This is a genomic window from Streptomyces sp. NPDC058045, from assembly GCF_042885635.1.
Classification (GTDB): domain Bacteria; phylum Actinomycetota; class Actinomycetes; order Streptomycetales; family Streptomycetaceae; genus Streptomyces.
Window position 1 is genome coordinate 1 of the sequence record NZ_JBHVRR010000035.1, and the last position, 11424, is coordinate 11424.

An 11424-nucleotide genomic window follows, 5' to 3' on the forward strand; every position below is an offset into this window, starting at 1 on the left:
CCGGAACGGTGTCCGGGGGCCGCCGCCCGGCCGGGTTCGGCAGGCGCACGTCCCCAACAGTAGGCCGCAGAAGGCTTCCACGGGCAGCGGTCGGCGGCGGTTGCCCGATTACCGACAGCCCACCCGTATGCATCTGGTATGCGCGGTACGAGCGGTCTTCAACCTCTGCTCGTCCTCTACTCCTCGGCGGGGAGTGCCTTTTCCGCCGCGGCCTCGGGACCGTCCGCGAGCAGCACCGCGAAGCCCTCCTCGTCGAGGACGGGGACCTTCAACTGCACTGCTTTGTCATGCTTGGAGCCCGGGTTCTCCCCGACGACGACGAAGGACGTCTTCTTGGAGACCGAGCCGGTGACCTTGGCTCCCCTGCTCTGGAGGGCCTCTTTGGCGCCGTCCCTGGTGTGGGTGGCGAGGGTGCCGGTGACGACGACGGTGAGGCCCTGGAGGGGGCGCGGGCCCTGCTCCTCACCGGCGCCCTCCTCTTCCATCCGGACGCCCGCGGCCCGCCACTTGCGGAGGATTTCCTGGTGCCAGTCGACCTGGAACCATTCCTTCAGCGAGGCGGCGATGACCGGTCCGACGCCGTCGGTGGCGGCCAACTCCTCCTCGGTGGCCTGCTCGACGCGCTCCAGTGAGCGGAACTCGCGGGCCAGTGCCTCGGCGGCGACCGGGCCGACATGACGGATCGACAGGCCGGTGATGACGCGGGCCAGGGGGCGTGCCTTGGCGGCGGAGATGTTCTCCAGCATGGTGAGGGCGTTCTTGCGGGGCTCGCCCTCCTGGTTGGCGAAGACGGTGGCGATCTTCTCCTCGCCGGTCTTGGGATCCCGCTTGGGCAGGCCGCTGTCCTGGTCGAGTACATAGGCGCGGATGGGCAGCAACTGCTCGACGGTGAGGTCGAAGAGGTCGCCCTCGTCGGTGAGGGGCGGCTCGGTGGGTTCCAGGGGGCGGGTGAGGGCGGCGGCCGCGACATAGCCGAAGGCCTCGATGTCGAGTGATTTCCGGCCGGCGAGATAGAACAGCCGCTCGCGCAACTGGGCAGGGCAGGTACGGGAGTTGGGGCAGCGCAGGTCCACGTCGCCCTCTTTCATGGGGCGCAGCGGGGTGCCGCACTCGGGGCATTCGGTGGGCATGGCGAACTCCCGCTCGCCGCCGTTCCTCAGATCGACCACGGGGCCGAGGATCTCCGGGATGACGTCGCCCGCCTTGCGCAGCACCACGGTGTCCCCGATGAGGACGCCCTTGGCCTTCACCACGTCCTGGTTGTGCAGGGTGGCGAACTCGACCTCGGAGCCGGCCACGGTGACCGGCTCGACCTGGGCGTAGGGCGTGACGCGGCCGGTGCGGCCGACGCCCACGCGGATGTCGATGAGCCGGGTGTTGACCTCCTCCGGCGGGTACTTCCAGGCGATGGCCCAGCGGGGGGCGCGGGAGGTGGAGCCCAGGCGGCCCTGGAGGGGGATCTCGTCCAGCTTGACCACGACGCCGTCGATCTCGTGCTCCACGGAGTGGCGGTTCTCCCCGAAGTGGGCGATGAACTCCCGTACGCCGTCGATGGATTGGACCACGCGGTTGTGCCGGGCGGTGGGCAGGCCCCAGTCGCGCAGCAGGTCGTAGGCGGCGGAGAGGCGGTCGAGTGCGAGGCCGGTGTGGGCGCCGATGCCGTGCACCACCATGTGCAGGGGGCGGGTGGCGGTGACTCTGGGGTCCTTCTGGCGCAGTGAACCGGCGGCGGCGTTCCGCGGGTTGGCGAAGGGCTTGTCGCCGGCTTCGACCAGGCGGGCGTTGAGGTCCTGGAACTGCTCCATCGGGAAGAAGACCTCACCGCGGATCTCCACCAGCTCGGGGATCCGCTCGCCGTGCAGGTACTCCGGGATGTCGGCGATGGTGCGGATGTTGGGGGTGATGTCCTCGCCGGTGCGGCCGTCGCCGCGGGTGGCGGCGCGGGTGAGGTGGCCGTTCTCGTAGGTGAGGTTGACCGCGAGGCCGTCGATCTTCAGCTCGCACAGGAAGTGGTGCGGGGAGCCGTCGAGTTCTCTGGCCAGGCGGTCGGCCCAGGTGGCGAGCTCCTCGTCGTCGAAGGCGTTGTCCAGGGAGAGCATCCGTTCGCGGTGCTCGACGGCGGTGAACTCGGTGAACACCGTCTGGTAGTCCCCCGCGACCTTCTGGGTCGGGGAGTCGGGGGTGCGCAGCTCCGGATACTGCTCCTCCAGGGCTTCGAGGGAGCGCAGCAGCCGGTCGAACTCGCTGTCGCTGATGACCGGTTGGTCCCGTACGTAGTACCGGAAGCGGTGCTCCTCGATCTGCTCAGCGAGCTGCGCGTGCTGCTCCCGCGCCTGTGCGGGCGCCTCTTCGGGCTGTGCGTGCTGGTCGCCGGCCACCGTTCGTCCTCCCGTTACTCTGGGTTGTCCGCGAGGGATCTCGCCGCCCGGACGCAGTGGGCGAGGGCGGCCCGCGCGTACGCCGGGGAGGCGCCCGCGAGACCGCAGGAGGGGGTGACGGTCACGGCCTCCGCGAGGAGTCCGGGCCGCAGCCCCAGCCTGCGCCACAGCGTCCTGACACCCATGACGCTACCGGCAGGGTCTGACAATGGGCCGTCGGTGGACGGCACCACTCCGGCGAAGAGGCGGAGCCCGCCCTCCACGGCCTCGCCCAGCACCTCGTCGTCACGTTCGGTGAGCAGCGCGGCGTCGAAGGAGACACCGTCCACCCCGGCCCGGCGCAGCAGTGCGAACGGCACCTCGGGCGCGCAGGAGTGCACGACGACGGGCCCGTCGTGGACGGCGGCCACTTCGCGCAGGACGGACTCGACGAGCTGCCGGTCGACGGCGGGGTGGGTGCGGTAGCCGCTGGCGGAGCGGACCCGGCCGTGCAGTACGGCGGTGAGGGAGGGCTCGTCGAGCTGGAGGACCGGCTGGGCGCCGGGCACGCGGCGGCGTACCTCGGCGAGGTGGCCGCGCAGGCCTTCGGTGAGGGAGGCGGCCAGGTCGCGGCAGGCGCCCGGGTCGGACAACGCGGCCTCGCCGCCGCGGAGTTCGAGCGCGGCGGCCAGTGTCCACGGCCCGGTGGCCTGCACCTTGAGCGGCCCCTGGTGGCCCTGGGTGAACTCCTCCAGGGCGTCCAGGTCCTCACCGAGGAAGGAGCGGGCGCGGCGGGTGTCGCGGCCGGGCCGGTCCCCGAGCCGCCAGCCGCTGGGCTCGACGTGCGCGTACAGCTCGACCAGGAGGCCGGTGGTGCGGCCGATCATGTCGGCGCCGGGGCCGCGGGCGGGCAGTTCCGGCAGGTGGACCAGGCCCTGGCCGTTCTCGAAGCTGCCGGTGACGGTCTTCACGGCCTCCCGGGCGTCGCCGCCGGGCATCGAGCCGACGCCGGTGGCGGGGCCGGGGGTGAAGGCGGCGGGGGTGCTGTCGCTCACCGGTTACCGTCCCGGCCGTACGGTCAGGTCGGTGAGCTCGGCGTCGCGCGGCAGGTCGAGGGCGGTCAGCACGGTGGTGGCGACGGACTCGGGGTCGATCCAGCGCTCCGCGTCGTACTCCTTGCCCTCCTGGCGGTGGACCTTGGCCTGCATGGGGCTGGCGGTGCGGCCGGGGTGGACGGAGGTGACGCGGATCCCGGCCTGGTGTTCTTCCTGGCGCAGGGCGTCGGCGAGGGCCTTGAGGCCGTGTTTGGAGGCGGCGTAGGCGGCCCAGTCCGGGTTGGCGCGGAGGCCGGCGCCGGAGTTGACGAAGACGATGTGGCCGCGGCTGAGCCGGAGTTGGGGCAGGAAGTGGCGGGTCAGCTCGGCGGGGGCGACGAGGTTGACGTCGAGCTGGTGCCGCCAGTGCTTGGGGGTGAGGTCGCCGACGCGGCCGAGGTCGACCACTCCGGCGATGTGCAGCAGCGAGTCGACGCGGTCGGGCAGGGACTGGTGGGAGAACGCCCAGGAGAGCCGGTCGGGGTCGGCGAGGTCGCCGACGAGGGTGCGGGCGCCGGGGAAGGCCGCGGCGAGGTCCTTGCCGCGGGCGGCGTCGCGGGCGAGGAGGATCAGCTCGTCGCCGCGTGCGTGCAGCCGCCGGGCGACGGCCGCACCGATACCGGAGCCCGCCCCGGTGATCACATGGATTGCCATACGCCCATGCTCGCACCCCAGGCCCGCAGCCCTCACCACGGAGGGTGGCCTACTCGATTCCGGCGGACTCCTCCAGGTAGGCGAGGGCGCCGACCGGTTCCTCGGCGAAGAGGACCAGGTCGGTGAGGGGCAGCGGCAGGAAGCCCTCGTCCTCCATGCGCTGGAACTGCTGCTTGAGGCCGTCGTAGAAGCCGCCGGTGTTGAGGATCACCACGGGTTTGGTGTGGTGGCCGTGCTTCTTGAGTTCGAGGATCTCGGTGGCCTCGTCCAGGGTGCCGGCGCCGCCGACCAGGACGACGACCGCTTCGGACCGGGCGAGCAACTCCGCCTTGCGTTCGGCGAGATCGCGGGCGACCACCATCTCGTCGGCCCCGGCCCGCGCCTTGTGGGACAGGAACTCCACGGAGACGCCGACCAGCCTGCCGCCCGCCTCCCGCACTCCGTCCGCGACCACCTTCATCAGGCCGGTGTCGGAGCCGCCCCAGACCAGGGTGTGCCCGCCCCGCCCGAGCAGTTCGGCGAACTCGCGGGCGGGCCGGGTGTAGCGCTCGTCCAGATCGGCCGCGGAGAGGAAGACGCAGATGTCCATGGGCTCACGGTACGGGCGCGGGAAGAAGGACCGGCCGCCGGGTGCTGTACGAGACATGGCTGACACACATGCTGGACACGGGAACGGGGCCGCGGGCCACACCATCACCGTCGAGCAGGGCGGCGAGCTGGTGCGGGCGGTGCACGACGGCCGGGTGCTGGCGGAGAGCCGCCGTCCGCTGGTGCTGCGGGAGACGGGCTGCCCGCCGCGCTACTACCTGCCCGCCGAGGACGTCCGCACCGACCTGCTGACGCCCTCGGACACCACCACCCACTGCCCGTTCAAGGGCACCGCCTTGTACTGGTCGGTGCCGGGCGCGCAGGATCTGGTGTGGGCGTATCCGGAGCCGAAGGAGCAGGTGGCCGGGATCCGGGGCCGCTACTGCTTTTACCGGGTGGAGGTGGGCGAGGGCTGAGGCGCCCGGCTCAGACGGAGGCGGTGGCGCGCTCGGTGGCGGAGATGGTGGCGGAGCCGACCACACGGCTGCCGTCGTAGAGGACGACGGCCTGGCCGGGGGCGACGCCGCGGACGGGCTGGTCGAAGGCGACCCGCAGGGTGCCGTCGCCGACCTCCGCGGTGACCTCGGTCTCGCCGCCGTGCGCCCGGAGCTGGGCGGTGTAGCGGCCGGAGGCGGCGGGGGCGGTGCCGCACCAGCGGGGGCGGATCGCGGTGAGGGCGGTGACGTCGAGGGCGGCGGCGGGGCCGACGGTGACCGTGTTGTCCACCGGGGAGATGTCCAGGACGTAGCGGGGCTTGCCGTCGGGGGCGGGGGTGCCGATCTTCAGGCCCTTGCGCTGCCCGATGGTGAAGCCGTACGCGCCGTCGTGGCGGCCGACGGTGGCGCCGGACTCGTCGACGATGTCGCCCTCCGCGGTGCCGAGGTGTCCGGCGAGGAAGCCCTGGGTGTCGCCGTCGGCGATGAAGCAGATGTCGTGGCTGTCGGGCTTGCGGGCGACGGCGAGGCCGCGCCGCTCGGCCTCGGCGCGGATCTCGTCCTTGGTGGTGGCGGTGTCCCCGAGCGGGAAGAGGGCGTGCGCCAACTGCCGGTCGTCCAGCACCCCGAGGACATACGACTGGTCCTTGGCCAGGTCGGTGGCGCGGTGCAGCTCGCGGGCGCCGTCGGGGCGGGTGACGACCTGGGCGTAGTGCCCGGTGCAGACGGCGTCGAAGCCGAGGGCGAGGGCCTTGTCCAGCAGCGCGGCGAACTTGATCTTCTCGTTGCAGCGCAGGCACGGGTTCGGAGTGCGCCCCGCCTGGTACTCGGCGACGAAGTCCGCCACCACGTCCTCGCGGAACCGCTCCGCGAGGTCCCAGACGTAGAAGGGGATGCCGATGACGTCCGCGGCGCGGCGCGCGTCGCGTGAGTCCTCGATGGTGCAGCAGCCGCGGGCTCCGGTGCGGAACGACTGCGGGTTCGCCGAGAGGGCCAGGTGCACGCCCGTCACGTCGTGTCCGGCTTCCACCGCGCGGGCGGCGGCGACGGCGGAGTCCACCCCGCCGGACATGGCGGCGAGGACACGGAGGGGGCGCTGCGTGGTCTCAGTCATAACCCCACCAGGGTACGGGTCCACGGGAACCGCGGGCGCCCGAGTATCCGTTGGAGGGGTGAGCGAGGAGGAACGGGCGAGGGTGGCGGAGCGCAGGGGTGGTACGCAGCGGGGTGGCCGGGGCGGGGCCGGTGGATCGGGGCCGCATCTCGGCCGGCGGGCGGCGCTGATCGGCGGCGGTCTGGCGGTGCTGGGCGCGGCGGGCCTGGCCAGGGACGAGTTGGCGCGGCTGCTGGGCGGGCGCCCGAGCCGGCCCCGGAAGGCGGGCGAGGTGGACTTCCGCGGCGCCCGCTGGATCGAGGCCTCCCCGGCGAACCGGCGGCTGGCGGACCGCCCCGCGGACTACCGGGTGGACCTGGTGGTGGTGCATGTCACCCAGGGCGGTCTGCGCAGCGCGGTGAAGGTGTTCCGGGATCCGGCGCACGGGGCGGCGGCGCACTACATAGTGGCGCGGGACGGTGCGGTGACGCAGATGGTGCGGGAGCTGGACGTCGGCTTCCACGCGGGCAACCGCGAGTACAACAACCGCAGCATCGGCATCGAGCACGAGGGCTGGGTGGACCGCCGCAGCTCCTTCACGGACGCCATGTACGCGGCCTCGGCCCGGCTGACGGCCGGGATCTGCGAGCGGTACGGCATCCCGGTGGACCGGCGGCACATCATCGGCCATGTCGAGGTGCCCGGCGCCGACCACACCGACCCGGGCCCGTACTGGGACTGGGACCGCTATCTGAAACTGGTGCGCCGCGCGGGCACGGCCGGACGGGACGACCGGGACGAGCGGGGCAAGCGAGAGGAAGGCTGAGGGACTCCGGCTCAGGTGAGTCCGGCGGTGCGGGCGCGTTCCACGGCGGGGCCGATGGCGCGGGCCAGTGCGTCCACGTCCTCGGGGGTGGAGGTGTGGCCGAGGGAGAAGCGCAGGGTGCCGCGGGCCAGGTCGGGATCGGTGCCGGTGGCGAGCAGGACGTGGCTGGGCTGGGCCACTCCGGCGGTGCAGGCGGAGCCGGTGGAGCACTCGATGCCCTGGGCGTCGAGCAGCAGCAGCAGCGAGTCGCCTTCGCAGCCGGGGAAGGTGAAGTGGGCGTTGGCGGGGAGCCGGTCCACCGGGTCGCCTCCGAGGATCGCGTCCGGTACCGCCTTCTGCACGGCCGCGACCAGCTCGTCACGCAAGCCGCCGATCTCACGGGCGAAGTCCTCACGGCGCTCCGCGGCGAGCCGTCCGGCGACGGCGAAGGCGGCCACCCCGGGCACATCCAGGGTGCCGGAACGCACATTGCGCTCCTGCCCGCCGCCGTGCAGTACGGGTACCGGGGTGTGGGCGCGGCCCAGCAGCAGGGCGCCGATACCGTAGGGGCCGCCGATCTTGTGCGAGGAGACGGTCATCGCGGCGAGCCCCGAGGCACCGAAGTCGAGCGGGACCTGACCGTAGGCCTGGACCGCGTCGGAGTGCAGCGGCACCCCGAACTCGGCGGCCACCTCGGCGAGTTCGGGTACCGGCAGCAGGGTGCCGATCTCGTTGTTGGCCCACATCACGGTGGCCAGGGCGACATTCCGCGGATCGCGGGCGAGGGCCTCGCGCAGGGCCTCCGGGTGGACCCGGCCGTGGCGGTCGACGGGAAGGTACTCGACGGTGGCGCCCTCGTGCTCGGCGAGCCAGTCCACCGCGTCGAGCACCGCGTGGTGCTCCACCGGGCTGGCCAGCACCCGGGTACGGGCCGGGTCCTCCGCGCGGCGGGACCAGTAGAGCCCCTTCACCGCGAGGTTGTCCGCCTCGGTGCCGCCGGAGGTGAGGACGACCTCGCTGGGTCGGGCACCGAGGGAGGCGGCAAGGGCCTCCCGGGCCTCCTCCACGGTGCGGCGGGCGCGGCGGCCCGCGGCGTGCAGCGCCGAGGCGTTGCCGACGGCGGTGAGCTGGGGTGTCATCGCCTCGACGGCCTCCGGAAGCATCGGAGTGGTCGCGGCGTGGTCGAGGTAGGCCATGGTGGCCTCGATTCTACGAGCCCCGCACCGGGAGCCGATCCGGCGCGGGGGTCGTACGGGTCGGGGTCGGCCCGCGAGCCGGTCCGGGACGGGGGTGGTCGGCGGAGGCCGGTGCGGCGTGCGGGCCGTGTCAGAGGCCGCGGCGGTGAGGCCGACCATGGCATGAGTCACACCCGGGGCGTCCGGGAGGCGGCCCCGATCGCTGACCGTGTGCGGCGCCAACCGGAGCTGGGCGACCGTCAGCCAACTCACCTGGGTCACCCGGAAGTTGGCAAAGCAGCCGGAGGCTGGACCGACCGGCCGCCCCCCACCCCGGTACGGGCGCGGCTCAGTTCAGCTTGGCGCGGGCCAACTGGCGGGACTGGGCGACGAGTCGGTCCGCGCTGTCCCAGACCTCGGCGTCCTCCTCCAGGAAGCCGCCGGCCAGATTGCGGGTGGTGATGGCGACCCGCAGCGGCCCGGGGGCGGGCAACGCCCTGATGTGCACGGTGAGTTCGACGGTGGGCACCCAGCCCTTCAGCCCCAGCTCGAAGGCGGTGGGCGGGAGGGCGTCGACGGCGAGCAGCAGGGAGAACGGGTCGTGGTCGCGGCCGTCGGCGAGCCCGAACCAGGACCGTATCTCGCCCTTGCCGGAGGGGGCGCCCAGGGCCCAGCCGAGGGTGGCGGGGTCCATTTTCAGCCAGAGTCGCTCGGTGAACGCCGAGCTGCCCGGTATCGGGGTCTGCTCCGGCGCGTCCTGCGGCCCGAAGCACTGGTCGGGGGGCGGCAGTTGGACGGGCCGGGCGGTGGTGCGGACATCGTCGGGGAGGGTCGAGAGGTCGCCGTAGGAAGCGAGGACCCGGATGCGTTCCACCTCGTGCCCGTCGGCGTCCCGCTGGAGCAGGGCGGCGGAGCCGGTGGAGAGGGTGCGGCCGGTGCGGACGGTCTCGGTGCGCACCACGGCGGGGCCGGGCTGGGAGGCGCTGAGGTAGTGCGCGGAGATGGTGAAGGGGTGCGGGTGGGGCAGGGCGTCGGCGAGGGCCCGGCCCAGAATCGCCAGCAGATAGCCGCCGTTGACGGCGTTGATGATGGTCCAGCCCGGGGAGAGTTCCGCGTCGTAGACGCCCGGCTCGCGCAGGGTGACCGCGGTGTCGCGGTCGAACTCGGCGGAACCGATGGCGGCGGACGGCGTCGTGGAGGTCCCGGCCTCTGCTGCATGTGCCATGGCTGCACGGTACAACACGAAACTACCCGGCGGTAGCTTCACGTTTTCCACCCGCTCCGCCCGGAATGCGCCCGCCGCTCCCCCGCTGCTACTCCCCCTACTCCTCCGCCTCCACCACCGCCGACCGCCGGTTCCAGGCGCGCGGCGCCCGCCAGTGGTAGCGCATCGCCAGCAGTCGCAGCAGTAGGGCGGTGGCGACGGCGAGCAGACCGGTCGCGGTGCCGAGGACCTCGTAGCGGATGCAGAGGGCGACCATGGTGGCGCCGACGACGGCCGGCACCGCGTACAGGTCGCGGTCCCAACGCACCAGTGACGGCACCTCGTTGGCGACCACGTCCCGCACCACACCGCCGCCGACCGCGGTGGCCACGCCCAGCGCAGCGGAGGCGGTGAGCCCCAGCCCGTAGCTGTACGCCTTGGTGGTGCCGGCCACGCAGAACAGGCCGAGGCCCGCCGCGTCGAAGATGTTGACCCCGGTCTGGAGGCGCTCCACATGCGGGTGCAGGAAGAAGACCAGGGCGCCCGCGATGAGCGGGGTGAGGAAGTAGCCGAGGTCGGTGAAGGCGGCGGGCGGCACCGCGCCGATGATCAGGTCCCGGAAGACCCCGCCGCCCAGCGCCGTCACCTCGGCGAGTACGGCGCTACCGAAGACGTCGAAGTTCTTGCGGACGGCGAGCAGCGCGCCGGAGATCGCGAAGACGAAGATGCCGGCGATGTCGAGCGAATGCTGGACCGAGGGCGAGAACAGTTCCTGAAGCACGCGCCGTATTGTCTCCCGCGCGCCCCCGCCCGAGACCAGCGGGCCGGGCGCGGAATGTGACCTTCCCCGCTCCGGCCCGGCCGGTTCGACTTCAGGACGCCGAAGTGCCGTTGCCGCCCGGGATGTCCACCGACTCGGCCGCCTCGACGGCCGCCTGGAGGAGTTCGGTGTCCTGCGGCGCCTGGTCCTCGGCGTTCTCCGGGTGGTGGCAGGCCACCTGCTGCCCGGTCTTCAACTCCAGCAGCGGCGGCTCCTGCTGGGTGCAGATCTTCGTCGCCTTCCAGCACCGGGTGTGGAAGCGGCAGCCGCTGGGCGGCGCGATCGGCGAGGGCACATCGCCCTTGAGCAGGATCCGCCCGCTCTTGGCACTGCGCCGCTTCGGGTCCGGGATCGGCACCGCCGACATCAGCGCCTTGGTGTACGGGTGCATCGGCGCCGTGTACAGCGAGGAGCGGTCGGCCAGTTCGACGATCTTGCCGAGGTACATCACCGCGATCCGGTCCGAGACATGCCGTACCACCGACAGGTCGTGCGCGATGATCACGTACGTCAGGCCGAGTTCCTCCTGGAGGTCGTCGAGGAGGTTGACCACCTGGGCCTGGATGGACACGTCGAGTGCGGACACCGGCTCGTCGGCCACCACCAGCTTCGGGCTCAGCGCCAGGGCGCGGGCGATGCCGATGCGCTGGCGCTGGCCGCCGGAGAACTCGTGCGGATAGCGGTTGTAGTGCTCGGGGTTGAGGCCGACGACCTCCAGCAGCCGCTGGACCTCCTTCTTCACCCCGCCCTCCGGCGTCACGTTCTGGAGCTTGAACGGGGCGCCGATGATGGTGCCGATGGTGTGCCGCGGATTGAGCGAGCTGTACGGGTCCTGGAAGATCATCTGCACATCGCGGCGCATCGGCCGCATCGCGCCCACCCCGAGGTGGGTGATGTCCCTGCCCTCGAACTCGACGCTGCCGCCGGTCGGTTCCAGCAGCCGGGTGATCAGCCGGCCCATGGTCGACTTGCCGCAGCCCGACTCGCCGACCACGCCCAGCGTCTCACCGGCGCGCACCTCGAAGTCGATCCCGTCCACGGCCTTCACCGCGCCGACCTGGCGCTGCATCAGGCCCTTGCGGATCGGGAAGTGCTTCTGCAGGCCGGACACCCTCAGCAGGACCTCGCCGCGCGGTGCGTCCTTGGTCAGGGTGGCGGCGCCGGCGGGGCGGGGCACCTTCCCCTGTGCGTCCTGGTCAC

11 protein-coding genes are annotated in these 11424 nt (G+C 72.6%); 2 read left to right on the top strand and 9 right to left on the bottom strand.

The window, feature by feature from the left end; translation table 11 throughout:
* Nucleotides 1-176: 176 nt before the first annotated feature.
* The 4 genes from ligA to ACFVST_RS20810 are packed head-to-tail and all read right to left on the bottom strand — an operon-like array spanning nucleotide 177 to nucleotide 4694.
* Complete coding sequence (ligA, locus tag ACFVST_RS20795) at nucleotides 177-2378, bottom strand: NAD-dependent DNA ligase LigA (RefSeq protein ID WP_390153928.1); 2202 nt, start codon at nucleotides 2376-2378, stop codon at nucleotides 177-179.
* Between the two features lie 14 nt (nucleotides 2379-2392).
* Nucleotides 2393-3412: a methionine synthase gene (locus tag ACFVST_RS20800; protein ID WP_390153931.1), complete on the bottom strand. Its 1020-nt coding sequence runs from the start codon at nucleotides 3410-3412 to the stop codon at nucleotides 2393-2395.
* Between the two features lie 3 nt (nucleotides 3413-3415).
* The gene (locus ACFVST_RS20805; RefSeq protein WP_390153934.1) at nucleotides 3416-4105 is read right to left on the bottom strand and encodes an SDR family oxidoreductase; all 690 of its coding nucleotides are present in this window, start codon (nucleotides 4103-4105) and stop codon (nucleotides 3416-3418) included.
* Between the two features lie 49 nt (nucleotides 4106-4154).
* Complete coding sequence (locus tag ACFVST_RS20810; protein ID WP_390153937.1) at nucleotides 4155-4694, bottom strand: TIGR00730 family Rossman fold protein; 540 nt, start codon at nucleotides 4692-4694, stop codon at nucleotides 4155-4157.
* A gap of 55 nt (nucleotides 4695-4749) precedes the next feature.
* Between ACFVST_RS20810 and ACFVST_RS20815 the strand changes: the two genes are divergently transcribed.
* Nucleotides 4750-5109, top strand: a complete 360-nt coding sequence (locus tag ACFVST_RS20815; protein WP_390153940.1) for a DUF427 domain-containing protein — start codon at nucleotides 4750-4752, stop codon at nucleotides 5107-5109.
* A gap of 10 nt (nucleotides 5110-5119) precedes the next feature.
* Here the strand turns inward: ACFVST_RS20815 and mnmA are convergent, their stop codons facing one another.
* A complete protein-coding gene (gene mnmA, locus ACFVST_RS20820) occupies nucleotides 5120-6241 on the bottom strand; it encodes a tRNA 2-thiouridine(34) synthase MnmA (protein ID WP_390153942.1) in 1122 nt (373 codons plus the stop codon).
* 82 nt (nucleotides 6242-6323) lie between these two features.
* On the opposite strand from mnmA, the gene ACFVST_RS20825 reads away from it, so the two are divergent.
* A complete protein-coding gene (locus ACFVST_RS20825; protein WP_390153945.1) occupies nucleotides 6324-7046 on the top strand; it encodes an N-acetylmuramoyl-L-alanine amidase in 723 nt (240 codons plus the stop codon).
* Between the two features lie 11 nt (nucleotides 7047-7057).
* Here the strand turns inward: ACFVST_RS20825 and ACFVST_RS20830 are convergent, their stop codons facing one another.
* The 4 genes from ACFVST_RS20830 to ACFVST_RS20845 form a co-directional block, all read right to left on the bottom strand.
* A complete protein-coding gene (locus tag ACFVST_RS20830; RefSeq protein WP_390153948.1) occupies nucleotides 7058-8221 on the bottom strand; it encodes a cysteine desulfurase family protein in 1164 nt (387 codons plus the stop codon).
* 328 nt (nucleotides 8222-8549) lie between these two features.
* Nucleotides 8550-9425 (bottom strand): thioesterase family protein, encoded by an 876-nt coding sequence (locus tag ACFVST_RS20835; RefSeq protein WP_390153951.1) that lies wholly within the window; start codon nucleotides 9423-9425, stop codon nucleotides 8550-8552.
* A 97-nt stretch (nucleotides 9426-9522) separates the two neighbouring features.
* Nucleotides 9523-10185 (bottom strand): trimeric intracellular cation channel family protein, encoded by a 663-nt coding sequence (locus tag ACFVST_RS20840; protein ID WP_390153954.1) that lies wholly within the window; start codon nucleotides 10183-10185, stop codon nucleotides 9523-9525.
* 91 nt (nucleotides 10186-10276) lie between these two features.
* Nucleotides 10277-11401, bottom strand: coding sequence for an ABC transporter ATP-binding protein (locus tag ACFVST_RS20845; protein ID WP_390154046.1), 1125 nt, complete (start codon nucleotides 11399-11401; stop codon nucleotides 10277-10279).
* Nucleotides 11402-11424: the final 23 nt, after the last annotated feature.